Origin of the sequence: Amaricoccus macauensis (assembly GCF_014201905.1) — a bacterium.
GTDB lineage: Bacteria > Pseudomonadota > Alphaproteobacteria > Rhodobacterales > Rhodobacteraceae > Amaricoccus > Amaricoccus macauensis.
This window is the reverse complement of the sequence record NZ_JACHFM010000001.1, coordinates 293,234-318,331: the sequence shown is the minus strand read 5'-3', so window position 1 is coordinate 318,331 and position 25,098 is coordinate 293,234. Positions and strand designations below refer to the sequence as shown.

Annotated in this window: 18 protein-coding genes and 1 riboswitch; of the genes, 15 read left to right on the top strand and 3 right to left on the bottom strand. The window is 66.5% G+C overall.

Annotated elements, in window-relative coordinates; all coding sequences use genetic code 11:
• Nucleotides 1–18: 18 nt before the first annotated feature.
• The 15 genes from HNP73_RS01525 to HNP73_RS01455 all read left to right on the top strand — a co-directional run bounded on the left by HNP73_RS01525 (nt 19) and on the right by HNP73_RS01455 (nt 21,552).
• Nucleotides 19–1,593 carry an ABC transporter ATP-binding protein gene (locus HNP73_RS01525; RefSeq protein ID WP_184146436.1) on the top strand — a complete coding sequence of 525 codons (1,575 nt, stop codon included), beginning with the start codon at nt 19–21 and terminating at the stop codon, nt 1,591–1,593.
• Nucleotides 1,593–2,678 carry an ABC transporter permease gene (locus tag HNP73_RS01520; protein WP_184146434.1) on the top strand — a complete coding sequence of 362 codons (1,086 nt, stop codon included), beginning with the start codon at nt 1,593–1,595 and terminating at the stop codon, nt 2,676–2,678. Before HNP73_RS01525 ends, HNP73_RS01520 begins: the two co-directional genes overlap by 1 nt.
• Nucleotides 2,679–2,694: 16 nt before the next feature.
• Nucleotides 2,695–3,615 (top strand): ABC transporter permease, encoded by a 921-nt coding sequence (locus tag HNP73_RS01515; protein WP_184146432.1) that lies wholly within the window; start codon nt 2,695–2,697, stop codon nt 3,613–3,615.
• A 22-nt stretch (nt 3,616–3,637) separates the two neighbouring features.
• A complete protein-coding gene (locus HNP73_RS01510) occupies nt 3,638–4,717 on the top strand; it encodes a BMP family ABC transporter substrate-binding protein (protein WP_184146430.1) in 1,080 nt (359 codons plus the stop codon).
• 61 nt (nt 4,718–4,778) lie between these two features.
• Complete coding sequence (locus tag HNP73_RS01505) at nt 4,779–5,090, top strand: acylphosphatase (protein WP_184146428.1); 312 nt, start codon at nt 4,779–4,781, stop codon at nt 5,088–5,090.
• Between the two features lie 419 nt (nt 5,091–5,509).
• A riboswitch (cobalamin riboswitch) is annotated at nt 5,510–5,721 on the top strand.
• Between the two features lie 240 nt (nt 5,722–5,961).
• Nucleotides 5,962–7,551, top strand: a complete 1,590-nt coding sequence (locus HNP73_RS01500; protein WP_184146426.1) for an ABC transporter substrate-binding protein — start codon at nt 5,962–5,964, stop codon at nt 7,549–7,551.
• 7 nt (nt 7,552–7,558) lie between these two features.
• Nucleotides 7,559–8,521: a nickel ABC transporter permease gene (gene nikB, locus HNP73_RS01495; protein WP_184146424.1), complete on the top strand. Its 963-nt coding sequence runs from the start codon at nt 7,559–7,561 to the stop codon at nt 8,519–8,521.
• Entirely contained in the window at nt 8,514–10,256 is a 1,743-nt protein-coding gene (locus tag HNP73_RS01490; protein ID WP_184146422.1) for an ATP-binding cassette domain-containing protein, read from the top strand. The genes nikB and HNP73_RS01490 overlap by 8 nt, the downstream gene beginning before the upstream one ends.
• Before the next feature lie 3 nt (nt 10,257–10,259).
• A complete protein-coding gene (locus HNP73_RS01485; protein WP_184146420.1) occupies nt 10,260–11,057 on the top strand; it encodes an ABC transporter ATP-binding protein in 798 nt (265 codons plus the stop codon).
• Nucleotides 11,054–12,040, top strand: a complete 987-nt coding sequence (locus HNP73_RS01480) for a (2Fe-2S)-binding protein (protein WP_184146418.1) — start codon at nt 11,054–11,056, stop codon at nt 12,038–12,040. The genes HNP73_RS01485 and HNP73_RS01480 overlap by 4 nt, the downstream gene beginning before the upstream one ends.
• A gap of 413 nt (nt 12,041–12,453) precedes the next feature.
• On the top strand, nt 12,454–12,729 hold the full coding sequence (locus HNP73_RS01475; protein ID WP_184146417.1) for a hypothetical protein: 276 nt from the start codon (nt 12,454–12,456) through the stop codon (nt 12,727–12,729).
• A gap of 138 nt (nt 12,730–12,867) precedes the next feature.
• Complete coding sequence (locus tag HNP73_RS01470; protein ID WP_184146414.1) at nt 12,868–13,626, top strand: DUF5131 family protein; 759 nt, start codon at nt 12,868–12,870, stop codon at nt 13,624–13,626.
• Between the two features lie 10 nt (nt 13,627–13,636).
• Complete coding sequence (tcmP, locus tag HNP73_RS01465; RefSeq protein WP_184146412.1) at nt 13,637–14,788, top strand: three-Cys-motif partner protein TcmP; 1,152 nt, start codon at nt 13,637–13,639, stop codon at nt 14,786–14,788.
• A gap of 155 nt (nt 14,789–14,943) precedes the next feature.
• Complete coding sequence (locus HNP73_RS01460) at nt 14,944–19,842, top strand: DEAD/DEAH box helicase (protein ID WP_184146410.1); 4,899 nt, start codon at nt 14,944–14,946, stop codon at nt 19,840–19,842.
• An 819-nt stretch (nt 19,843–20,661) separates the two neighbouring features.
• Nucleotides 20,662–21,552, top strand: coding sequence for a LysR substrate-binding domain-containing protein (locus HNP73_RS01455; protein WP_184146408.1), 891 nt, complete (start codon nt 20,662–20,664; stop codon nt 21,550–21,552).
• Between the two features lie 42 nt (nt 21,553–21,594).
• Here the strand turns inward: HNP73_RS01455 and HNP73_RS01450 are convergent, their stop codons facing one another.
• The 3 genes from HNP73_RS01450 to HNP73_RS01440 are packed head-to-tail and all read right to left on the bottom strand — an operon-like array spanning nt 21,595 to nt 25,074.
• A complete protein-coding gene (locus HNP73_RS01450) occupies nt 21,595–22,701 on the bottom strand; it encodes a CaiB/BaiF CoA transferase family protein (protein WP_184146406.1) in 1,107 nt (368 codons plus the stop codon).
• On the bottom strand, nt 22,698–23,885 hold the full coding sequence (locus tag HNP73_RS01445; protein ID WP_184146404.1) for an acyl-CoA dehydrogenase family protein: 1,188 nt from the start codon (nt 23,883–23,885) through the stop codon (nt 22,698–22,700). The genes HNP73_RS01450 and HNP73_RS01445 overlap by 4 nt, the downstream gene beginning before the upstream one ends.
• Nucleotides 23,875–25,074 carry a CaiB/BaiF CoA transferase family protein gene (locus tag HNP73_RS01440; protein ID WP_184146402.1) on the bottom strand — a complete coding sequence of 400 codons (1,200 nt, stop codon included), beginning with the start codon at nt 25,072–25,074 and terminating at the stop codon, nt 23,875–23,877. The genes HNP73_RS01445 and HNP73_RS01440 overlap by 11 nt, the downstream gene beginning before the upstream one ends.
• Nucleotides 25,075–25,098: the final 24 nt, after the last annotated feature.

Here is a 25,098-nt window from a genome sequence, read left to right as displayed (position 1 = left end):
ACGCATCGGGGGGATGCCATGACGACACTGCACGAGACCACCACGAACACTTCAGCCGCGCCACCGGCGGTGCCGCTGCTCGAACTGGTGGGTGTAACCAAGACCTTCGGTGCGATGACGGCGAACGACAACATCGCCCTCAGCATCATGCCGGGCGAGATCCACGCGATCCTCGGCGAGAACGGCGCCGGCAAGAGCACCCTGATGAAGATGATCTACGGGGTTCTCGCGCCGGACGCCGGCCGCATCCGATGGAACGGCGAAGATGTGACGATCCGGGATCCCGCTCATGCGCGGCGCCTCGGCATTGGCATGGTTTTTCAGCACTTTTCGCTCTTCGAGACCCTGACGGTCGCCGAGAACATCTCGCTTTCCATCGACGAGAAGCCCGCGACGCTGGCGCCCCGCATCGCTGCGATCGGCGAACGCTTCGGCCTGCCGCTCGATCCGGCGGCGCTCGTGCATTCGCTCTCGGTCGGGCAGCGCCAGCGGGCCGAGATCATCCGCTGTCTGCTTCAGGCGCCCCGGCTCATCATCATGGACGAGCCGACGTCCGTCCTGCCGCCCAGCGGCGTGGCGCCGCTCTTCGAGACCATCCGCGAGCTGGCCGCCGGCGGCTGCGCGGTGCTCTTCATCAGCCACAAGCTCGAGGAAATCCGCAGCCTCTGCCACCGCGCGACCATCATGCGCGCCGGCAAGATCGTCGGCTCGGTCGATCCCACCGCCGAAACAAGCGAGTCGCTCGCGCGCCTGATGATCGGCCGCAACGTCCCGCACCCGACACGGCGGACGGCGCGTCCCGGCAAGGATGCGGTTCTGGAGTTGCGCGATCTCGACCACACGCCGAACGATCCCTTTGGCACCCGGCTGGAGAAGATCGGCCTTGAGGTGCGACCGGGCGAGATCCTCGGCATCGCCGGAGTATCGGGGAACGGCCAGAGGGAAATGGCGGCGCTCCTCTCGGGCGAAGCCCTGCTGCCGCGGGCGGAGCGTGACCGCATCCGCATCGCCGGTGTCGGCTGTGGCGACGCGGATGCCGGGCAACGACGGCGGATGGGGTTCGCATTCGTGCCCGAGGAGCGCAACGGCCGTGGCGCGGTGCCGGAAATGAGCCTGACCCTGAACGCTCTCCTGACCGGCCACGGCGCAGGGCTGGTGCGTCGCGGCTTCGTGGCGCAGCGCCATGCCCGCCATTTCGCCGAGAGCTGCATCTCCGCGATGAACGTGCGCTGCGCCGGCCCGCAGTCCGAGGCGCGCAGCCTCTCGGGTGGCAACCTGCAGAAGTTCATCATCGGTCGCGAGATCCGTCTCGCCCCCAAGGTGCTCGTCGCCTCGCAACCGACCTGGGGCGTCGATGTCGGCGCTGCGGCGGCCATCCGGCAGGAGCTGATCACCCTTCGTGACAAAGGCGTCGGGATTCTGATCATCAGCGAGGAGCTCGAAGAGCTTTTCGAGGTTGCCGACCGCCTCCAGGTGCTGTTCCGCGGACGGTTGTCCCCCTCGCTCGACCGCGCCGAGGCCGATACGGCACGGATCGGCGACTACATGACCGGCGGCTTCCTGAGCGCGCCCAGCATCGCGACGGCCGCCTGATGCGCGCGCCCTGGACCGTCGAGCCGCGGACGGAGCGTACTCCGATCACCGGCCCCATCGCACCCCTCGCCGCGGTGTCGGCCACGGTATTCGCGGGCCTTGTCCTCTTCACCCTTCTCGGGGTGCCGGCGGGAAGCGCCTTCTACCAGCTCCTGATCGCGCCGCTGTCGACGCCGTTCAATGCCGGAGAGGTGCTGCTGAAGGCGACGCCCCTGCTTCTCATCGCGCAGGGCCTCGCGATCGGCTTCCGCGCCAAGATCTGGAACATCGGCGCCGAGGGCCAGCTGATCCTCGGCGCCATCGGCGGCAGCCTGCTGCCGATCTGGTTCAACGACAGCACGAGCCCGCTCCTGCTGCCGGCGATGGTGGTGATGGGCACCTGCTTCGGCATGGCCTGGGCCGCGATCGCCGCGGTGCTGCGCAGCCGCTTCAACGCCAACGAGATCCTCGTGACGCTGATGCTGAACAGCATCGCGCTGCAGTTGCTCTACTATCTGGTCGCGGGACCGCTGCGCGATCCCTTCGGGTTCAACTTCCCGCAGTCGGCGCTCTTTCCCGACGTGGCGCTGCTCCCGACGCTGTTCCCCGGCGCCCGGGTCAACATCGGGCTCTTCGTGGCCGTCGCGGCATCGGTCATGGCCTGGGCCTTCGTCGAGCGCAGCATGACCGGCTATCGTCTGCAGGTCGGCGGGGTAGCTCCCGAGGCCGCGCGCTACGCGGGCTTCAGCGAGAAGCGCGCGGTCTGGCTCAGCCTCCTGATCGGCGGTGCGGCCGCCGGTCTCGCGGGTGTCTTCGAGGTGGCGGGGCCGCTCGGCCAGCTGCAGCGGGTGGTCTCGCCCGGCTACGGCTTTGCCGCCATCATCGTCGCCTTTCTCGGCGGCCTGAACCCGGTCGGCATCCTTTTCGCCGCGCTGTTCATGGCGGTGATCTACGTCGGGGGCGACATCGCTCAGGCCTCCGCCGGAGTTCCCTACGCGGTGATCTCGATCCTCCAGGGCGTGTTGCTCGTCTCCTACATCGCCGCGCGTCTCTTCGTCGACTATCGCGTTCGGTGGCGGTCCGCCCCGAAGCTTTCCACCCGTTGATGCTGGCAGGGAACCAATGGATTCACTGACCTTTCTCCTCTCCGGCACGGTCCTCGCGGCGACGCCGCTCCTGATCGCTGCCCTTGGCGAGCTTCTCGTCGAGAAGTCGGGCGTGCTCAATCTCAGCATCGAGGGAATGATGGCCCTCGCCGCGGCCACCGGCTTCATCGTCGTCACGCTGACGGGCAATCACTGGCTGGCGCTGCTCGCCGGCGCTGTCGCCGCGATGCTGCTCTCCGTGGTCTTCGCCACCGTCGTGCTGATCGCCCTCGGCAATCAGGTCGCGGCGGGCATCGCGGTCGGGATCCTCGGGCTCGGGCTCTCCGGGCTCATCGGGTCGCCCTACGAGGGCATGACCGTCGCGCCGATGGCGAGGACGCCCTTGCCCTTCCTCTCCGACATTCCGGTCATCGGCCCCGGCCTCTTCAACCATCCGCTCATCATCTACCTCGCGCCCCTCGCCGCGGCGCTCCTCTGGTGGATGTTCCGCAGCACGAAGCTCGGGCTCGTGATCCGCGCGGTGGGGGAGTCGCCGGAATCGGCTCATGCGGTCGGTTATGACGTGGTCCGGGTGCGCTTCCTCGCGGTGCTCGTCGGCGGCTTCATGGCCGGGATTGCCGGCGCCTTCATCTCGGTCGTCTCCTCGACCCTGTGGTCGGACGGCATGATCGCCGGGCGCGGCTGGATCGTCATCGCGCTCGTCGTCTTCGCCATGTGGCGGGTGGAGCGCGTGGTACTCGGCGCCTGTCTCTTCGGCATGGCGGCGATCGCCGAGCTTCTGGTGCAGAGCATGGGCATCTCCGCGCCGTCGCAGCTCCTGACCAGCATTCCCTATATCGCCACGATCATCGCCATCACGCTCCTGTCGATGGACGGACGGCGCATCCGGCTGAACGCGCCGGTCTCTCTCGGCCGGGTCTATGCCGGCTCGCAATAACCAGAAATTGGGAGGAACACCCTTGCGCAAGACCCTACTGAGCGGCGTCCTTGCCGTCGCGGCCGCGATGACCGCGGTGGGCGGGACCGCGACGGCCGAGCCGGCATTGATCGGCTTCATCTATCCCTCGCCCTTGTCCGATGTCGGGTGGGCGAAGCAGCTCGATCTCGGCCGGGAGGCCGTCGTCGAGGCCTTCGGTGACAAGGTCCGCACGGCGGTGGTCGAGAACATCACCGAGGGCCCGGATGCGGCCCGGGTGATGAACCAGCTCGTCACCGACGGCGCGAAGCTCGTGGTGCTCGGATCCTTCGGCTACATGAACGACGGCCTGCGGCTGGCGCGGCAGCACCCCGAGGTCTCGTTCCTCCACGCGAGCGGCTTCAAGCAGGCAGCAAACTTCGGCACGTTCACCGCGCGGAGCTACGAAGGTTTCTACCTGACCGGCCTTGCCGCGGGCATGGTGACCAAGAGCGACAGCATTGGTATCGTTGCAGCCTTTGCGGTTCCCGAGGTCATTGCCGAGGTGAATGCCGTCACCCTTGCCGCCCGCAAGGTGAACCCCGACGTCGATATCCGCATTGTCTGGCTCAACACCTGGTTTGATCCGCCGAAGGAGCAGGATGCGGCGCGTGCGCTGATCTCGCAGGGGGCGGACGTGCTCTTCTCGCTGCATCAGGACACCCCGTCGGTGGTCAACGTCGCGCAGGCGGAAGGCGTGCGAGTGGTCAACACCGCCTCGGACATGTCTTCCCACGGCCCCGACGCGGTGCTCGCCTCGGTGACCTACGACTGGGGGGACTACTTCGTCCGGAGCGTCGGCGCCGCGCTCGACGGGGCCTTCAAGGGAGCCGACTTCCGCGGCGGGCTCGCGGACGGCACCGTCTCGGTCACGGCCTGGGGTGGCGATCTCACCGAGGAGCAGCGCGCCGAGATCGCCAGGGTCGAGGCCGACCTGAAGAGCGGCGCGGCTCATGTCTTCACTGGCCCGCTGCGTGACCAGTCGGGCAAGGAGCGGGTGGCGGCGGGCGAGGCTCTCCCCGATCCGGAGATCTTCTCGATGAACTGGCTGGTCGAGGGCCTGAGCGGCTCGCTGCCGAACTGACACGAGCAGCAAGGAGGGGCCGCCCGGCCGACCCCGGGCGCGCCTCGGCGGAGGAGTGGGGATGGACTATTTCAGCGGCCCGATTGGCGAGCCGGGCGGAGACGAGATCAGGATAGCCGAGCTGCGGTTCACCGGGCGCCTCGGCTCGCCCTTCATCCGCTTCGCGCGCGCTCGCGGACTTCGCCTCAGTCTGACGGGCTTCATCCGGGACGAGGACGACGCCGTGGTCGTCCTGCTCGAAGGCCCCGCCGCCCTGATCGATGCCTTCGAGATCACCTGCAGCCTCGGCCCCATTGACAGTCGAATCGACTCCTGGAGCCGGACGGACGACGTCCCGGCCGGCCTGGCCACGGGCACCGGCCTGCCATTCTGAGACGTCCGTCCCGAAGCTTCGGCCGCGCAACGCGACACGACCGGGGGGAGGTCGCTCAGCTTGATGACAGGCCCCCAAAGACGAGGTTTGCCCGATCGAGGGCAAGGGCGCGTGTCGAATTCGGGTATCGCCGGAAGATGTTCGATGCCGCGAATGAAGGTCCCTCGCGCGGCGACAAGCGGAGCCGTTCCTGCGGGATGCTCTCCGCACGGAGCGCATCCCGGCGGTGATCAGTGTTGCTGGTCACGGAGCGCGACGTCCCTATTGTCCATGGTCACCGCTGTCATCGTTGCCCGAAAGTGCCAGTCCCGCGGAGCTGGCATTGCCACCGTCCGAGCGGAGTCCGGGGCGTTCGTTCCATTCTGTTGTTCTTCAGGACTGAATAATGGAAACGACCCGTTGACACGGCCATGAGGTCGAACGATGTTGCGCGCGATGGTTCCCTGCGGTTCGCGCCAAGGGGATGAAAAGGGAACACGGTGAGGATGCCGGTCGGCGCCGAACCCGTGACTGCCCCCGCAACTGTGAACGGCAGGTGGCCTGCATATGTCACTGGATCCTCGTGATCCGGGAAGGCGCAGCGCCGCGGCAAGCCGTGAGTCAGGAGACCTGCCATCTCACTGAAACTCAACCCGGGCGGGGTGCCCCGGCAGGGGAGCTGAGATGTGGTCTACGGCTTGCGCCGACATTTCGACAGCCTTGACCGTGCCCCCGCGCGACTGCGGGAGGCAGCATGGACAAGCATTCACTTCGCCCTCACACCGGGGCGGACCCCACCCAACCTGAACCGGCGGTTCCGGCCGCGGCATGGCCACGCGGCGCTCACGAGAACGTGCCGTCGGTGCATGGGACGGGCCTTCCGGTGCACCTCATGGCGATCCGCTCCGGTTGCCTCGCGGCCATCCGGCCCGGTGGCGGCATGGAGCGCCGGATTTCCCTGCGCGCCCTCCGGGCCGCTGCGATTGCCGCGGTCCTCGGGTTTTCCGGCGCTGCCTACGCTCAGGATGACATGGCGCCGGCGGACGAGCAGGTGCTGCGTCTCGTCACCGCCAACATGCCCCGGTCGCTCGATCCGACCAATATCGACGCGCAGCGCCTGATCAACAACGGCTTCGCCGAACCGCTCGTCCATCAGTCCGCCGACGGCACCCAGCTCATTCCGGCCCTCGCCACGAGCTGGGAATTGGTGGAGCCGACGCTCTGGCGTGTCGAACTCCAGCCGGATGGGTTTTTCTGGAGCGGAACTCCGGTGACGGCTGAGGCCGTGGCGGCCTCGCTCAGCCGTCACCAGAGCGACAACTCGCGGGCAACGTCCGTGCTCGGCGGGGTTTCCTTCGCGGCGGTCGGGCCGACGACGCTCGAGATCAGAACACCGAGCGAGGATCCGGCCTTCCTCTACAATCTGACGACCCTTCCCATCGAGAACGTGGCGGCCATCGAGACGCTCGGCGATGCTTACGCCACCACGGGCGACATGTCCGGCTACTTCCGGCCGGTCGAGTTCGTCTCGGGCGAGCTGATCACCGGCGTGCCCTTCGACGGATACCACGGCGAGCGCCCGCGGCTGGAGCGCATCGAGGCGCGCTTTGTCGTCGATCCGCAGACCCGCTATCTCGCCATGCTCTCCGGTGAGGCGGACATGGACGCCAACGTGCAGTTCGAACAACTGCGCCTCTATCTGCGCAACGACGGGATCAACATCGTCGAACGGGCGCGCAACACCTGGAACGTCTGGATGAACTACGATCATCCGCTTCTTGCCGACCCTCGCATGCGCGAGGCCCTCAGCCTCGGGGTCGATCGCGACGAGATCGTGACCTCCATCATGGCGCCCTTCGCGGTGTCGCCGACCGGGCATTTCCCCGCCGGCCTGCCCTATGCCATCGACCGCCCGCAGGCGTCGGACGCGAGCCGCGCGAATGCCATCCTCGACGAAATGGGCTGGACGCCCGGTCCCGACGGGATCCGCGTGAAAGACGGCAAGCCGCTGGAATTCGGGCTGCTGACCTACGGGTGGTGGAACACGGTGGCCGTGGCCCTCGAGTCCCAGTGGCGCCAGATCGGGGTGCGGGTGAACCTGCAGGTGGTCGAGCCGGCGGCGTCGAACCAGATCATGCTCGACGGCGCCTTCGACATCGCGACCTATTGCTCCTGCCCGACGGCCACCGGCGATCTCTACGGCACGCTGCACCAGTGGTATCACACGGACTCAGTCCGGAACTGGCAGTCCTATTCGAGCCCGGAAGTTGACGCCCTGCTCGGGAAACTCCGCGCCGAGACGGAGCAGGAGCGACGCTTCGACCTTGCCCGGCAGATTCAGGACATCGTCATGAACGATACCGCACTGCTCTACGTCTCCAACGCGGCGATGCTCTCCATCGCCCATGCCGGCGACGTGCGCGGGGTCGATCCGGAGCGCCCCAACGATATCGTGCCGGGCATGTACATCGCGGCTGAGTAGTCATCACATGCTGCGCTATGCGCTCTGGCGGGCGGTCGCGGCCGTCGCGGTGCTGTTCGGGATCTCGGTGGTGGTATTCCTGCTGCTCAGGCTGATCCCCGGCGATCCGGCGACCGCCGTCCTCTTGACCATGTTCGATCCCGGCGCGAGCAGCGCCGGGATCACCACAGCCGACATCGAGGAACTGAGGGACAAGCTCGGCCTGTCGGATCCTCTGCACGTGCAGTACGTCTCGTGGCTCACGGAGATACTCCAGGGCAATCTCGGGACGTCGCTCCGCAGCCGCCAGCCGATCCTCGACGAACTGGCTCAGCGCATCCCCGGCACGCTGATGCTGGCGGGCGCCGCGCTCGTCGTCATGTTCGCGATCGCGCTGCCGAGCGGCATCATCGGCGCGCTCCATGCCGGGCGCCCGGCCGACCACGTCACACGCATCCTCAGTCTGCTCGGCGAGTCGCTGCCCAGCTTCTTCCTTGGTGTCCTCTTGATCTACCTGTTCGCGATCAGGCTCGACTGGTTGCCCGCGATCGGACGGCAGGGCCCGGAGAGCATCCTCCTGCCGGCGCTGACCCTCGGCTCCGGCATTGCCGCCACCACGTCGCGGCTCCTGCGCGCGAGCCTGCTCGACACGCTGTCGCAGCCCTACATACTGATGGCCGAGGCAAAGGGCCTGCCGCGCGGCCGGCTCCTGTTCCGGCACGCCCTGCGCCCGGCGATGGTGCCGGTGCTGACCTCGTCCTCGCTGGTCGCCGGCGGGCTGCTGGGCGGCGCGGTCGTGGTCGAGACCGTCTTCGCCTGGCCCGGTGTCGGCCGTTACATGATCGAGGCAATCGGCGGCCGCGACTATCCGGTCATTCAGGGCTTCACGCTGTTCATGGCGGCCCTGTTCGTCGGGCTGAACTACGTCGTGGACATCCTCTACCGTTTCCTCGACCCGCGGGTCCGTGTGGAGGATGCGGCCCGTGTCTGAGCGCCTGACTCGCAACCTCCTCGGCACGCTGCGGCACGATCCGCCCGGACTGGTGCTGCTCGCCATGGTCGGCATCCTCGTCGCCCTCTGCCTCATGGCGCCATGGATCACCGACGCCGACCCCACCGCCACGGACTTCGCCAACATGCTTCTGCCGCCGGGTCTGGCGCATCCGCTCGGCACCGACGATTTCGGGCGCGACGTCCTTGCGCGCCTGCTGCATGGCGGCCGGGCCTCGCTCTCGATTGCAGCGGTCGCCGTTGTCGTGGTGATGGCGCTCGGCGTGACGGTCGGGATCGCGGCCGGCTACTTCGGCGGCGCGGTCGACATCGTCCTGACCAAGATCGTCGACGTGCTCCTCGCCTTTCCACGCCTCGTTCTCGCCATCGCGGTGGCGGCGCTGATGGGCGGCGGCATGGTCCCGCTGATCATCGCCGTCTCGGCCGTCGCATGGCCTGCCTACGCGCGGATCATCCGGGCCTTCACACTGCAGATCAGGCGGGAGGGCTACGTCCTGGCCGCCCGGACAATCGGCACGCCCACCTGGAAGGTGCTGGTTCACCACGTGGGCCTCAACCTGCTCGGGCCGATCCTCGTGCTGGCGATGCTCGATCTCGGCAACCTGATCCTCGCCATCTCGGCGCTCTCCTTCCTCGGCCTCGGCGTGGCGCCGCCACGGCCCGAATGGGGCGCAATGCTGAACGAGGGCCGGGCGATGATGGAACTCGCGCCCTGGCTGGTGCTGGCGCCCGGCGGCGCGATCTTTCTCGTGGTGCTCGCGGCCAACTACTTCGGCGACATCGTGCGCGACAGCGCCGAGGGCCGTCCGGTCCACGGCCCGTCCGACTGGCTTCGCCCCGGCAGGCCCGGAGCGCGCCGCCTGCCCAGGACTTCCGTGAGGGAGCCATCCGCGGCGGAGCAACCGCTGGTGGCCCTGGATCGGGTCACCGTCGATGTCACTGATCCCCGCTCGCCCTATTTCGGGCGCCGGATCCTCGACGGCGTCAGCGTGAGCGTGAGGCAGGGTGAATGCGTCGGCCTGATCGGCGAGAGCGGGTCGGGCAAGAGCACGCTCGCCGCGCTCACCCTCGGCCTGACCCGGCGGCCGCTGGCGCTGACGGCCGGCTCGGTCAGGCTCTTCGGCGCGGGGACCGGCGACTGGACATGGGATGACTGGCGCGACGTTCGCGGCCGGGCGGTCTCACTTGTCAGTCAGGACCCGCTTTCCGCCCTGAACCCGGTGCTGCGGATCGGCGAGCAGATCGGCGAGGTCATGGCGGTGCATTCCGCGGCCTCCCCTGAAGCCATCGAAGCCCGGGTTCGCGAGATCGTGCGGGAGGTCCACCTGCCGGAGAGCGTGACGGAGCGCTATCCGCATGAACTGTCGGGCGGGATGCGGCAGCGGGTCGTCATCGCGATGGGTCTCGTCAACCGCCCTTCGCTCCTGATCGCCGACGAGCCGACCACGGCGCTCGACGTCTCGACGCAGCTCCGCATCCTCGACCTGCTGCGCGACCTGCAGGGCCGCTATGGCCTCGGTCTGCTCTTCGTGTCGCACGACCTGCGCGTCGTGTCGCGGGTCGCCGACCGGGTGGTGATCCTGAAGGAGGGGCGGGTGGTAGAGGAGGGGCCGACCGAAACGGTCTTCACCACGTCCCGCCAGCCCTACACGCGCGAGCTGATGGCCGCGATTCCGGGGCGGCGGCGAGAGCTCATGCAGGCAACGGGAACCTGATCCATGCTGTCACTGGAAGGTATCACCAGAAACTTCGGCGCCGGCCGGCCGGCGGTCGCGGACGTGTCCTTCGATGTGGGTGCGTCCGAGATCGTCGGGCTGGTCGGCGAGTCGGGATCGGGCAAGAGCACCATCGCCCGCTGCATCCTCGGTCTCGAACGGCCCGACAGCGGCACGATCCGCTGGGAGGGCCGCTCGCTCGCCGACCGGACGGTCCGCCGGCTCGCACGGCGCGAGATCCAGACCGTGTTCCAGGACCCCCGGTCGAGCCTCAACCCGCGCTGGACCGTGCGCGCGATCCTGTCCGAGCCGCTTGACAACTGGTCGGGCCGAACCGGTCGGCCGGCGCGGACGGCAGAGCTCGAGGCCCTCCTGCATCAGGTGTCGCTCGCGCCCGACCTGCTCGCGCGCTACCCGCATGAACTCAGCACCGGGCAGTGCCAGCGCATCTGCATTGCCCGCGCCCTCGCCCCGGGGCCGAAGCTCCTGGTCCTCGACGAGCCGTTGTCCGCGCTCGACGTTTCGGTACAGGCGCGCATCCTGAGGATGCTCCACGACCTGCACCGGCAGAGGCGACTGAGCTTTCTTGTCATAACCCACGACTTCGCCGTCGTCCGCGACATCTGCCACCGTGTCGTCGTGATCGACGCGGGACGGGTGGTCGAGACCGGAGCGGTGGACGACGTGCTCGACCACTCCACCAGCGACGTCACGCGGTCGCTCCTCGGGAACGTTCTGCCCTTTCCCTTCACGCCACCACAGGCAAGCCCGCGGCTTGCTGTCAGCAGGAATGACGGATGACGATGACTGACTCCGGCTTCCGCACGATCCCCGCCGAGCGGATCCCGGTCGGCCCCTGGCCGCTCGACGCGCCGCTCACCTGGCCGGATCGGCCGGACACCCTCGCCGCTACCCTCGCGGTCGTGGCTGAGATCGGGGAGCGGTTCATCCTCTCCGTCGCAGACGCGGCGCGCGGCTCGATGCCCGCCAACGGACTGCCCGCCGACGGACTGACCGCCGACGGGCTGCCCGCTGACGGATTGACCGACGCCGACCTGTCGCGCGGCATCGCCGACCGCGGGCGCGACGTCGGAACTGACGAGGACCGGGTCGCGACCGTCCTCTACCTGCACAGCTACGCCTATCGCGTGGCCGCACCGATGCTGGCGGCATGGGTTCTGCACGGGCGTATCCCGGACGTGTCGGCAGCCAATCTGTCTTTGCGCTTCAACGCCATTGGCCGTCCGCAGGACGTCACGATGAGGGTGCCCCGGGTCTATGCCCTGCCGGGCGACAGCATGACTGACGCCGAGGTCGTCCCCGTCGCGGATCTCGCCGGGGCCGCAATCGAGGTGCTCCTCACCCGTCACCTCTTGCCGCTGATGACGCGCCTGCGACCCTTCGGCAAGCTCGGCCTGCCCGTGGCGAAGGGCTCGGTGGCATCGCAGATCGGTGCAGCGCTGAGCTTCATCGACGCCCAGAGTGCTGCGCCATGGCAGACGGTCAGCCGCATCGCGCTGGAGTTCCTTGAGCGCACGACGGCGGAGATTGCCGGTCAGGGCGTATCCGGCGACATGCAGCTCCAGCAGGCCGGCGAGCGCGAGGGGGTCATCTTTCGCCGCGGCACCTGCTGCCTGATCTACCGTGTGCCGGACAAGGGATACTGCGGCGGCTGCCCGCTCCGGACCCGTGACGAACTGCTCGAGACCTGGGAAGCCCGGCTCCTGGCGCGTCCGACCACGGGCCTCGTCACGAGCCGCGGACGCGTCCCACCTGCGGACTGAGACAGGAGCGGGCGGTCGCGGCACGCGGGCCCATGCGCCGCGGGCTTCACAGCGCCCGTGGCATAGCGCGCTGGCACACGCGCCCGGAATCGCACCGGTTTCCCGGTGAAGCGCGGTTGGATCAATGACTTGTGGAGGATTGGCTGGGGAACCTGGATTCGAACCAGGACTAACGGAGTCAGAGTCCCATAGCACTCTTTAATTTCCTTGGATAAAAGGGCAGAAAATCCGCCGCCGGTCTGCGGCAGTCACCCGCGACCTCGCCTGCCGCAGCAGCGCGCGGAAGGCGCGCGTTTTTCTTAGCTATTTAGAGACCGGCTCTCCACCGGCACGCTTATCCAATGCTTCAACCAGACTTGGTGGTCATGCCGGATGGGGCGCCGTGGGCACCGCGGCCTCAGAGCGACAACGCCATGGTCAAGGCGCTGGCGCGGGCGTTCCGGTGGCGGAAGATGCTGGACGAAGGTGTACACGAGACGATCGAAGATCTCGCCGCGGCCAAGCGCCTCCCGCAGTCCTACGTCAGCTCCATCCTGCGGCTGACCCTGCTGGCACCGAAGATCGTAGAAGCCATCCTCGACGGGCGGCAGCTGGCCGAGATCCAACTGGACGATCTGTTGGCGGGGTTTCCGCTTGAGTGGGAGGGGCAGCGGCGCTTTGGACCGAGCCTTTCCAAGCCCGAGCGTTGACCGGAGACACAAAGGGCGTGGTGGCCCACAGTCGATCGCCGAGTTCGCCCGCCGACAGAGCCGCGGCTGCCTCACTCAATGCTTTCCGTTCATTCCAAGAAACGGCTATAGTGGCCGGTAAAAACTGTGAGTTGAGGCATGGCGCAGAAATCCGAGATCGAATGGACCGATGCCACCTGGAACCCCGTGACGGGGTGCACGAAGGTCGGCCCTGGCTGCGACAACTGCTACGCGGAGAGGTTTGCCGAGCGGTGGCGTGGCATCCCCGGTCACCCGTATGAGCAGGGCTTTGACCTCCGCCTCTGGCCCGCTCGCCTCCGGCAACCGCTGCTCTGGAAGAAGCCGCGCATGATCTTCGTGAACTCCATGAGCGATCTCTTCCATAAGGACGTCGACCGCAGGCACATCGACCGAGTGTTCGAAACGATGGAGGTAGCTGACTGGCACGTCTACCAGGTGCTGACCAAGCGGAGCTCCCTGATGCGAAATTACGTCAGGGCGAGGTATGCTGGAGGGAAGGTGCCAACCCACATCTGGCTCGGCGTGTCCGTTGAGGACGCGGCGCACAAGGGCCGGATTGACCACCTGCGCCAGATCAACTCGGAGGCGCGCTTCATCTCGTTCGAGCCCCTGCTTGGGCCGATCGGCAATGTGGAGCTCACCGGCATCGCATGGGCAATCGTCGGCGGGGAGAGCGGACCCCGGGCCCGGGCCATGCGCCCCGACTGGGCGACCGAGCTCCGGCTGGCGTGTCAGCACTTCGATGTCGCGTTCTTCTTCAAGCAATGGGGCGGAGCTCGCCCGAAGTCCGGCGGCAGGCTTCTCGAAGGTGAGGAGTGGAATGGCTTTCCCTGGCGGATCGTGCCAATATCGATCGTTCAGGAGCTACGCACCTAACGAGGTACGCATGCCGGCGGACATCGCACTGTATTCCGGGCGGGAACAGAGCTACATCAAGCACCAGTTTCTAACCCGATACTTGCAGACTGCGGCGTTCAAGGTCCTTCAGGCGTACTCCACGTTCAATTTTGTCGATGCGTTTGCAGGGCCTTGGAAGGTCCGAGACGAGGCGAAGTATTCCGACGCTTCCTTTGATCAGGCGATCGACACCCTTGAGGCGGTTCGCGCCGAGCTGGCGAAGGGTGGCCGGCGCTTAAAGCTGCGCTTCTGCTTCTGCGAGCTCGACCCAGAAGCGACAAATCGGCTGCGCACATATGCCCAAAGCAAAGGCAACTACGAGATCCATGTCTTTCAAGGGCGGTTCGAGGACAACCTGGACGCTGTCGCGTCGAAAATCCCTGACGGCTTCACGTTCACCTTCATCGACCCAACTGGATGGGACATCCGAACCGAGGACATCTTCCAATTTCTGCGCCGGCAAAAGGGCGAGTTCCTCCTGAACTTCATGGCAGATCACATCAATCGCCACAGCGAGCACCCTCCGGTCGAGGGCTCGTTTGGTCGCTTTCTTGCTGATCCGAGGTGGAAGGCCCGTTGGGCATCGCTGCCCTGCAATATCGGCAACGAGTACCGTATACTTCATCTTTTGAAGGAGCGTATCCGTGAAGAGGGCCTTGCGACCTATCTTCCTGACTTCTCGATCATGCTACCGCGCGAGGATCGCCTGAAGATGAGGCTCGTACTCGGCACGAAGAACGAAAGGGGCCTTGAGGTCTTTCGCGAGGTTGAGCGGATCGTGGAGCTAGAAGAGATCAAGCTCCGGGATGAGCTTCGACGCACCGACCCAATGCAGGTGCGTCTCTTTTCGGACGATGACCTCGCCGCAATGGTTCAAGGCATCAAGGGGGTGGGATGCACCAAGTACAGGACCCTTGCCGAGGAGCGGGTCACTGAGTTTCTCCAATCCCGCCCATCTGCTGTCTTCAGGGCGGCTGCTCTCCACGCCATGAGCGAGGTGCCAATCCGCATGACCGACGCCAGAGACATCGTTGTCGACATGAAGAGGCGTGGCGTGCTGACGTTCGATCTGGAGCCTGGCAAGAGGAAGCCACAGGACAATACTATCCTGAAGCTTTCGCAGGTTTCCGTCGACACGTAGCGCGGTTTTAAAGGGAAGGGGCGGCCGGATCGGCCGCTGGTTCTCCTGATCAGAAAGAAAGACACAGCGCGGTGGCGCAATAGCTTGCGAGGCGCCGCGTCCTGGGGTCTGTTCTGCCGGCAGGTTCCGACTACCCCCAAGGTTGCACACGCATCATGAGCGACGATCTCCTGACGATCCTTTCGAACTTCCGCATCAGTGCTCGAAGCGAGCGCGAGAAGGGCGACTACTTCGAAAAGATCGTGGCGGCGTACCTCAAGCACGACGCCGTCCAGAAGCAGCACTACTCCGAGGTCCAAGGCTTTTCCGATTGGGCGCGGGCGCAAGGCAGGGATGCGCGCGACACCGGGATTGACCTCGTGGCCACGCTCGCGGACGGAAGCGGGTTCTGCGCGGTGCAGTGCAAGTTCTACGCTCCGCACCATCGGGTCGAGAAGAAGGACATCGACAGCTTCTTCACGGCCTCGGGCAAGGCAGGGTTCGTTCGGCGCTTGATCATCGACACCAGCGATGGAAACTGGAGCGCCAACGCCGAAGACGCGCTCTCCAACCAGAGCATTCCGACCCAGCGCATCGGCCTCTCCGATCTCGCGGCCAGTGACATCGAGTGGTCTGCCTTCACTCGGACGGGTGAACTGCGGACGAGCGCCAAACGGGTGCTTCGGCCTGACCAGCAGGACGCCCTTCGCGCCGTCCAGGAAGGTCTCGCAGAAGCTGACCGCGGCAAGCTCATTATGGCCTGCGGTACGGGGAAGACCTTCACCGCGCTCCGCATCGCCGAGGAAATGGTCGGCGCCGGCGGCACGGTTCTCTTCATGGTGCCGTCGCTCGCGCTCATGTCGCAGGCCGTGCGTGATTGGACCAATGACGCTACGGTGCCCTTGCGCTCCTTCGCTGTCTGCTCGGACGTGAAGGTCGGCAAAAGGCAGGGCCGCGAGGACACGGCCGACATCACCATCCACGACCTGGCCTATCCGGCCACGACCGACGGGCTGAAGCTGGCGGCGCAGCTCGGGCACGCGTCGGCAGAGGAAGTGACGGTCGTCTTCGCCACCTACCAGTCGATCAACGTCCTAACTGAGGCGCAGGCCGCGGGCGTCGGTGCCTTCGATCTCATCCTCTGCGATGAAGCTCACCGCACCACCGGTGCGAAGCTCGGCGACGAGGACGACTCCAACTTCGTGCGCATCCACGACGATGCCAACGTGAAGGGCCTCAAGCGGCTCTACATGACCGCCACCCCGCGCATCTATGGCGAGGCGGTCAAGAAGCAGGCTGAAGAGCGGTCGATCACGCTCTGCGCGATGGACGATCCCGCGATCTACGGCGAGGTCCTGTTCGAGCGCGGTTTCTCGTGGGCGGTCGAGGCCGGGCTGCTGACGGACTACAGGGTCATCGTCCTGGCGATGGACGAGGACCAAGTGGCCCGCAGCGTCCAGCGCCGGCTCTCGGAGGACAACGAGCTCAAGCTCGACGACGCGACCAAGATCGTCGGCTGTTACAAGGCCCTGTGCAAGACGGGCCTTACTCTCGACCTGCGAGACGATCCCGCGCCGATGCGCCGTGCGATCGCCTTCTGCAAGGACATCCGCTCGTCGAAGCTCATCGAGGGGGAGTTCGTCAGGGTGGTCGAGAACTTCCTCGAACAGGACCCAGGTGAAGACGACGTCCCCGCGCTCCACTGCGAGGTTCGGCATGTGGATGGCACCTTCAATGCCGAGACACGCACGCGCCGCCTCGACTGGCTGAAGCACAGCAGCACCGAGGGGGTCTGTCGCATCCTGACCAACGCTCGCTGTCTGTCCGAGGGCGTGGATGTGCCGGCGCTCGACGCGATCCTGTTCCTCCATCCGCGGAAATCGCAGATCGACGTTGTCCAATCGGTAGGTCGGGTGATGCGCCGCGCCGAGGGCAAGCGCATGGGCTACGTCATCCTTCCGATCGGTATCCCTGCCGAACAGACGCCGGAGCAGGCGCTCGCCAGCAATGAGCGATACAAGGTGGTGTGGCAGATCCTCAACGCGCTGCGGGCGCACGATGAGCGGCTCGACGGCACGATCAACCAGATGAGCCTGGGACAGGACGTCAGCTCGCGCATCGAGGTGGTAGCCGTCGCCAGTTCGCTCCCAGGGCGGGAGGAGAAAGCGACGCCAGGGATCGGCATCGGGTCCGGCTCCGCCGCCGGCGACGATCAGGATGAGGGATCGACCAGCAGCAGTTCGGGTCACGGTGACGGGCAGGGTCAGCTCTTCGTCGATGATTTCGCCGCGGCGGTGCGGGCGCGCATCGTCAAGAAGTGCGGCACCCGCGACTACTGGGAGGACTGGGCTGCCAACGTGGCCGAGATTGCCCAGAAGCACATCACCCGCATCAAGGCCATGATCGAGAGTGGCGACGCCGAGATGCGGGCCGCCTTCGACGAGTTTCTGCGGGACCTCCGCGGCAACCTCAACGACACCATCACCGCCGAGGACGCCATCGAGATGCTCGCTCAGCACTCGATCACCCGGCCGGTCTTCGAAACCCTGTTCGAGGGGCACAGCTTCGTGTCCCAGAACCCGGTCTCCCGCGCCATGCAGTCCATCCTCGACCGGATCGACGAAGCGCGCATCGACAAGGAATCGGGCGAGCTCGAGCAATTCTACGCCAGTGTTCGCCGACGCGCGAAGGGCATCACCGATCCGGCCGCGAAGCAGCAGCTCATCGTCCAGCTGTACGACCGCTTCTTCTACCGGGCATTCCCCCGCACGACGAAACGCATGGGGGTGGTCTATACCCCGGTCGAGATCATCGACTTCATCCTTTGCTCGGTGGACGAGACGCTACAGCGAGAGTTTGGGCAGACCCTCGGCTCTGAGGGGGTTCACATAATCGACCCGTTCACCGGAACCGGCACCTTCATCACGCGCCTCCTCCAGTCTGGCTTCATCACGTCGGCGGAGCTCGAGCGGAAGTACCAGCGGGAGATCCACGCCAACGAGATCATCCTGCTCGCTTATTACATCGCCGCAATCAACATTGAGACGGCCTTTCAAGGGCTTGTGGATGCCGACGCCTACCGGCCCTTCGAGGGCATCTGCCTGACCGACACCTTCCAGATGTATGAGGCTGGCGACCTGGTCGACCGGATCATGCCGGACAACTCGGAGCGGCGTGCGCGGCAGCGGAAGCTCGACATCAAGGTCATCGTCGGCAATCCGCCGTATGTTGTGGGGGAGGACGATGCCAACAGCGACGACGCCAGGGTCTCCTATCCGTCGCTCGATGGGCGCATTCGCGATACCTATGCCGCTCGCACGGGCGCGCAGAATAAGAACGGCCTCTACAACAGCTACATTCGAGCGATCCGATGGGCCAGTGACCGACTCGGGGCAGATGGCGGTGTCGTTGCGTTCGTGACCAACGGAGGGTTCCTCGACGGCAACGCTTCGGCAGGAGTGCGGCGGTCCCTGGTCGAGGAGTTCAGCGACCTTCGCATCTTCGACCTTCGCGGAAATCAGCGTACCAGTGGGGAGCGGTCACGCCGCGAGGGTGGCAAGATCTTCGACGCCGGCAGCCGTGCGCCGATCGCTATCTCGATCCTGACCAAGAACCCGACCAAGCCCGCGGCGGGTGCGATCCACTATCACGATATCGGCGACTATCTCTCTCGCCAACAGAAGCTCGCCACCATCCGGGCTTTCGGTAGTGCGGATGGAATAGAGCGGGAGGGAGGTTGGACACAGATTGTCCCGGACGAGCACGGCGACTGGATCAACCAGCGCGACCTGAGCTTCGACGCCTTCATCAAGATCGGGGACAAGGGCACGGCCCCGGCTCTGTTCGCCACTCACTCGAACGGGGTGAAGACCCAGCGCGACGCGTGGGTGGTGAACTCCTCCCGACGTGAGCTCGAGCGGAATGTGGCGCGTCTGGTCGGTGCCTATGAGGCCGTGGTCGAGCAGGTCAAGCTGGCTACGGAGGCCGATGGACGAGCGCAGATCGCCTGGAACAACGACAGCCGACAGATTGCGTGGACCAGCGCGCTGCGCCAGGACGCCGAGCGTCAGAAGGCCCTGGATTTCGATGAATCTCGGTGCATCGTGTCGACTTACCGACCCTTCACATCCCAGTGGCTGTATTTTGACCGGCGCCTCAACGAGAGGGTCTACCGCATTCCATCATTCTTCCCGACTGCCGAGCATCGAACCCGCACGATCTGTCTTTCCGCTGTGGGTCACAAAGGCCAGTTCTCTGCGATCATGGTCGATCGCGTGCCAAGCCTGCACACGGGAGACATGGCCGGCTCGCAGTGCTTCCCCCTTCGCTACTTCGGGAAGACCGAGGCCGGGGATGACGACCACTACGGTGATCTGATCGAGGCCGATCGTGAACCGGAATGGCAGGAACACGACGGCATTACCGATGCCGGACTGGCCCACTTCCAAGCTGCCTACCCCGGACAGGCAATCACCAAGAAGGACGTCTTCTACTACGTCTACGGCCTGCTTCACTCCCCGGACTACCGCTCGAGCTACGACGACAACCTCAAGAAGGAGCTGCCGCGGATCCCTGCCGTCGCGAGCTTCGAGGACTTCACGGCCTTTGCGACGGCTGGCCGGGCACTCGCAGACCTCCATGTCGGCTTCGAGGAGGTGGACCCATTCGGGGTCACCTATGAGCAGGGCGACCTTCGGCTCGCCACCGTAGATGATCCGGAGCGGTTCTTCCGGGTCGAGAAGATGCGCTTCGCCGGCAAGCGAGGGGCAGAGGACCGTAGCCGCATCATCTACAACGCCAACCTCACCCTGACTGGGGTGCCGCTGGATGCCTACCGATATGTGGTCAACGGCAAGTCTGCCATCGAGCACGTCATAGAACGCCAGGGTGTGTCGGTCGACAAGTACGACCCCGACAGGAAGTCGGGCAGCGGCATCATCAATGACGCCAACCGCTTCGCGATCGAGACGATGGGCGACCCCGCTTATCCGCTCCTGCTGCTCCGCCGGGTCATCGCCGTGAGCGTGGAGACGGTCCGGATTGTGGAAGCACTGCCGCCCCTCCGGCTGGGTTAGCCGGCGGCGCGGCGCATGGCGAACAGGTCGTGCGCCGTCAGCTGGCAGGCAGCGCGCACGCCGTCGACAGGCTCGATTGGCGACCTCGAGCCGTCCTTCGCGCGGCCGCAAACGGCAGCATCTCGCGCACGAGGTCCGCATCCGCGGACTCTCCACGAGCTCCAGCAGCCCCATTCTCTCGTGGGTCATGCCGTCGCCGTGACCTTTCCCCCGGATACCGGGGGAAAGGTCAGCCATCCCAGGTCCTCGTGGCTCCGTGGTTGGTCGCATCACCGGCGGGTAGTTGGATTTCAGGTTCTGTCCCGGACCTCAGACCCAAGGTAACAAGCGAACGTCGGGATGAGGCCCTCTCCGGGAAACCGTGTGACAACAGTAACTTAAAGCTGTTCACCTTGGAGCCCGAAGAGAACAGGTTCAGAGAATTCGGGCCCCGGAGAGTGGATTTCGGGTCCGGCACCGGCCCCGAGGTGAACAGCCCACCGGCTACAACCCTCGAAAACAACGGGAAATTTTGGCCCCGCGAACGAGCGGAGAACGCGTTGTGTCGGAAGGTTGGCGGAGGAACAGGATCTGGGGTCGAACACTCTCTGGCCAGCGGGAAGTGGAGCGAAACCAACCGGCAGCGGAAGATCCGTCCTTCGGCAAGCGAAAGAAGCTTGAAGGATTGCTGACCGAACGGACCGCAATGCCGCGATCGTTTCCAAGGCGCCGTGGCGGTTGGTCCGCCGGACGCCGAACCGGCCCGTCGTAGTCTGGTCCTTGTACGTGCTTGGTTGCCTCCGCTCTGGGTGGCTCTATGGTGCGGTGAGGAAGAGTTCCATGGTCACCCGCCTCCCGCCCCTTACAAGCGTTCGAACCTTCGTCACGGCCGCCCGCGCCGGCAGCTTTCTGAAGGCCGCCGACGAACTCTGCGTGACGCCGGCCGCCGTGAGCCGCAGTGTGCGGGCGCTCGAAGACCACCTAGGCTGCATGCTCTTCGATCGAGGGCACCGCCAGATCAAGCTGACCGAAGATGGCCAGTTCTATCTCCGTGAGCTCGGCGACGCCTTCGAGCGGATCGCGCTCGCGACCCAGAATCTTGCGGCGCGGCGAATGAAACGGCCGCTGGCAGTCTGCGCTTTTCCCAGCTTCATCATCGACTGGCTGATTCCGCGATGGTCGAGCCAGCAGCTCCGCGAGAACAGCTTCGACATCCGCTTCGTCACCACCCACACTCACGACGTGGATTTCTCGGGGGAGATCGACGTTGCTATCCTGACGGATCGGGAAGTCTACCACAACAACCGCTGCGAGAAGCTGTTCACGGCCTCGCTGGTGCCGGTATGCAGCTCCAACTATCTCGCGCCGGGGACGATGGCGGCTGACGTCGAGGAGTGGACGGACGGCCTTCTTATCTCCGAGACCCGCCCGAACGACTGGGCCCGATGGCAGCAGGCAAATGGGGGACAGTGGCGTTTCGATCCCTTCAGCGGACGACGCTTCGAGAGCTCGCCACTCCTGTACCAAGCGGCGATCGCGGGCATGGGGATCGGCATCGGCATTCGCGAGATCCTAGTCCGGGAGTTCGCGACCGGCAGTCTGATCGAACCTTTCCCCGAGATGGTGCCGGCGCCCTGCCCGTTCTACATGATCTGGCCGGCGAGCACCGATGGGCATCCCGACTTCGCGGCCTTCCGGCAATGGATCCGAAGGGAGGTCGGCACAGAATGACACGGGGGTTCCGGATGCATGGAGCGGGCACCGGCATGACCTTCAGGCGCCAGGGTCCGCCGGTATCGCGGCCCAGCGGGGCAGAGGCATGTTAACATCGGGCTTGCCCGGGGGTGGCGGGAGCGTTCGGCTGAAGCGCGGCGCCGGCGCGGCCTGCAGGAAGCCGCCGGCCTCGACGTAGGTGCCGCGGCCGCGCATGTGCGGGTTCTCGAAGGATTCCTCGAGCGAGAGGACCGGGGTCACGCAGGCGTCAGAGCCCTCGAAGAGGGCGACCCAGTGATCGCGCGGCTCGGTCGCGAAGATGGCGCGGAGGCGGGCACGTCCTTCCGCCCAGCGGCTCCTGTCCTGCTGCGGAGGCAAGTCGTCCCAGCCAAGGCCGAGGCGGGCGAGGAAGGTCCGGAAAAAGCGGGGCTCGATGGCCCCGACGGCGAGATGACGTCCGTCGGCGCAAGCATAGACGTCGTAGAAGTAGGCGCCCGAGTCGAGAATGCTCGCCTGCCGCTCGGTTGGGAAGACGCCGCTGGCGCGGAGGCCATTGAGCGAGGTCATCATCGCCGCGACCCCGTCGACGATCGCGGCGTCGACCACCTGCCCCCGGCCGGAGCGGCGGGCGTCGAGAACGCCGGCGAGGAGGCCGAGCGCCAGAAAGAGCGCGCCGCCGCCGAAGTCGCCGATGAGATTGAGCGGCGCCGGCGGCGGCGCGTCGGCACGGCCGAGCGCCTCGAGCGCGCCGGTCAGGCCGATGTAGTTGAGGTCGTGCCCGGCCCACGGCGCCATCGGGCCGCTCTGGCCCCATCCGGTGACGCGGCCGTAGACGAGGCGAGGGTTGCGTTCGAGACAAGGCTCGGGGCCGAGGCCGAGCCGTTCCATGACGCCGGGACGGAAGCCCTCGATCAGACAGTCCGTCTTTTCGATCAACGCCAGCACCCGGTCCCGGCCCACCGGGCCCTTGAGGTCGATGCGGATGGTCGGGCGGCCGCGGAGGAGGAAGTTCGCCTCCGGCGGCCGCTTGATGCCGACGTCGGATTCGCCGGGGCGGTCGATCCGGACGATTTCGGCGCCAAGGTCGGCGAGCAACATGCCGCACATCGGCGCCGGCCCGATGCCCGCCATCTCGACCACCTTGAGGCCCGCGAGGGGACCGCTCATTCCGCGGCAGTCCGTGTCGGTGCCGCAGGCCGGCTGGCGCCGAGAAAGGCGGCGATGCCGGTGAGTTCGCGCCCGACGATGAGCTGGTTGATCTGGGTGGTGCCGTCGGGGATCGTCAGCATCCTGGCGTTGCGCAGGTGGCGCTCCACCGGGAACTCGCGGGTCACGCCGCAGGCGCCATGGACCTGGATCGCCTTCGAAGCCACCCGCACCGCCGCCTCCGAGGCGTAAATCTTGGCCATCGAGGTCGGCAGGTCGGCACGACCGCCGCGGTCGAGGCTCGCGAGCGCCTTCAGGGTCAGGAGCATTGCGGCCTCGGTCTCGCAGGCCATGTCGGCGAGAATTCCCTGCACGAGCTGGTGGCTCGCGATCGGAACGCCGAACTGGTCGCGCTCGACCGAGTAGCCGACCGCGTCGTCGAGCGCGGCGCGGGCGATGCCGGAGGCGATCACTGCCACCCAGGCGCGGGCGCGCTCGAAGCCCGACAGCGCCTCGCGGAGCCCGTCTCCCGGATCGCCGAGGCGGAAGGCGTCATCGATGCCAAGGTCGTCGAAGCTGATCGAGCCGAAGGACCAGCCGTTCAGCCCGAGTTTCGCGATCTCGCGCGTCTCGAAGCGGTGTTCGGCCCGGTCGAGGATGAAGATCGTGAACTCCTTCTCGCCGGTCCGGGCGAGAACTGTCGCGATGTCGAAGACCGTTGCGTTCGAGATGAAGGTCTTCTCGCCCGAGAGCCGCCAGCCGGTGCCGTCGCGCACCGCCCGGGTCCGGAGCTGGCGGACGTTCGAGCCGGCGCCGGGCTCGGTGACGGCGCCGCAGCCGATGACCCGCCCCTCGGACATGCCGGGGAGATAGCGGGCCTTCTGCTCGGGGGTGCCGTGGCGGCTGAGCTTCATCGAGGCGCCCTCGCTCACGTAGGCGAGGCCGGCGACGTCCGGTGCGAGGCGGGCCAGCTCGCCGTAGAGGAGCCCGCTCGTCAGATAGGAGAGCCCGAGACCCCCGTCTGCCTCCGGCAGCCAGCCGGCGCCTATGCCGTAGTCGACGAGCCCGGCCATGAGCTCGTGCGCGAGTTCGGGCGGGAACGCCTTGTCCCAGACCGGGCGGATCTTCGGCAGCACCTCGGCCTCCACGTGGCGGCGAAGGCTGTCGATCGCCATGCGGTCTTCGGTGGAAAGCTCAAACTCCATCGGCGAGGCGCTCCTTTGTCTTTCCCTCGGCCGGCGCGCCGAGCCACTCGGCGAGCGCCTCCTCCGCTCCCTCGCCGAGCAGCGGCGGCGCGCGCCAGCCCTCGGTGATCTCGAAGCCCGAATACTTGATCGCCGGCCCAATCGTCGGCGTCGTTCCGTACTCGGGATGGTCAAGGTCGAGCTTCATGCGCCGGTGCAGGAGCTGGGGATGCGCGAAGGTGCGGGCCATGTCGTTGACCGGCGCGTGCGGCACGCCGGCTGCAGCCAGGAGCGTCCCGAGTCCCTCGTTGCCGTGCGTGAGCATCTCGGCGTCGAGGATCGCGTACATCTCGTCGCGGTTGACGACCCGGTCCTCGAGCGTCGCAAAGCGCGGGTCCGCGAGCAGGTCCTCGCGGCCGATCGCCCGGCAGAACGGCTCGTAGACCGACTGGTAGCCCGCGCCGATCACCATCTCGCCATCTGCGGTAGTGAAGGCTTTGTAGGGGACGATCTGGCTGTGCTCGGAGCCCCACTTCTGGCGGACCTGTCCGGCGATCAGATATTCCATGCCCGCATCGACGAGGAAGGTCACCTCCGCCTCCATCAGGCTCGTCTGCACCACCTGGCCTCGCCCGGTGCGCTCGCGCTGTAGGAGCGCCGCGAGGACGCCGGAGAAGCCGTAAAGTCCGGAGACGAGGTCGAAGGTCGAGGTGCCCTGCTTGATCGACTTGCCGCCCCTTTCGCCGCTGATGCTCATGAAGCCGAACTCGGCCTGCACGGTGAGGTCGAAGCCGCCGCGCTCGGCCTGCGGTCCGTCGGCGCCGAGGGCGGAGAGCGAGGCGTAGACGACGCCGGGGTTCGCCGCCGCCACCCGCTCGTAGTCGATGCCCATGCGCTTCAGGACCGGCGGGCGGAAGTTCTCGACGACGACATCCGCGGCGCAGGCGAGGCGGAAGAGGAGGTCGCGTCCGGCCTCCGTCTTTGCGTCGATCTCGATCGAGCGCTTGTTGCGGTTCGCGGCCATGAAGGTCATGCCGTTGCCGGCGTGGAACGGCGGCCCCTGCCGCCGTGTCGGCTCGCCGCCCGGCACCTCCACCTTGAGGACATCGGCGCCGTGGTCCCCGAGGTGCATCGAGCAGAAGGGCCCGGCGAAGAACCGCGTCAGATCGAGCACTCTGATGCCGGCAAGCGGCTTTGCGGCCTCGGCCATGGTCTTCTCCTCCCGGGTTTCCCG

Coding starts and splice junctions, on each gene's coding strand:
- HNP73_RS01525 (WP_184146436.1), top strand. CDS start 19: ATGACGACACTGCACGAGACCACCACGAACACTTCAGCCGCGCCACCG.
- HNP73_RS01520 (WP_184146434.1), top strand. CDS start 1,593: ATGCGCGCGCCCTGGACCGTCGAGCCGCGGACGGAGCGTACTCCGATC.
- HNP73_RS01515 (WP_184146432.1), top strand. CDS start 2,695: ATGGATTCACTGACCTTTCTCCTCTCCGGCACGGTCCTCGCGGCGACG.
- HNP73_RS01505 (WP_184146428.1), top strand. CDS start 4,779: ATGGACTATTTCAGCGGCCCGATTGGCGAGCCGGGCGGAGACGAGATC.
- HNP73_RS01500 (WP_184146426.1), top strand. CDS start 5,962: ATGGCGATCCGCTCCGGTTGCCTCGCGGCCATCCGGCCCGGTGGCGGC.
- nikB (WP_184146424.1), top strand. CDS start 7,559: ATGCTGCGCTATGCGCTCTGGCGGGCGGTCGCGGCCGTCGCGGTGCTG.
- HNP73_RS01485 (WP_184146420.1), top strand. CDS start 10,260: ATGCTGTCACTGGAAGGTATCACCAGAAACTTCGGCGCCGGCCGGCCG.
- HNP73_RS01480 (WP_184146418.1), top strand. CDS start 11,054: ATGACGATGACTGACTCCGGCTTCCGCACGATCCCCGCCGAGCGGATC.
- HNP73_RS01475 (WP_184146417.1), top strand. CDS start 12,454: ATGGTCAAGGCGCTGGCGCGGGCGTTCCGGTGGCGGAAGATGCTGGAC.
- HNP73_RS01470 (WP_184146414.1), top strand. CDS start 12,868: ATGGCGCAGAAATCCGAGATCGAATGGACCGATGCCACCTGGAACCCC.
- tcmP (WP_184146412.1), top strand. CDS start 13,637: ATGCCGGCGGACATCGCACTGTATTCCGGGCGGGAACAGAGCTACATC.
- HNP73_RS01460 (WP_184146410.1), top strand. CDS start 14,944: ATGAGCGACGATCTCCTGACGATCCTTTCGAACTTCCGCATCAGTGCT.
- HNP73_RS01455 (WP_184146408.1), top strand. CDS start 20,662: ATGGTCACCCGCCTCCCGCCCCTTACAAGCGTTCGAACCTTCGTCACG.
- HNP73_RS01450 (WP_184146406.1), bottom strand. CDS start 22,701: ATGAGCGGTCCCCTCGCGGGCCTCAAGGTGGTCGAGATGGCGGGCATC.
- HNP73_RS01445 (WP_184146404.1), bottom strand. CDS start 23,885: ATGGAGTTTGAGCTTTCCACCGAAGACCGCATGGCGATCGACAGCCTT.
- HNP73_RS01440 (WP_184146402.1), bottom strand. CDS start 25,074: ATGGCCGAGGCCGCAAAGCCGCTTGCCGGCATCAGAGTGCTCGATCTG.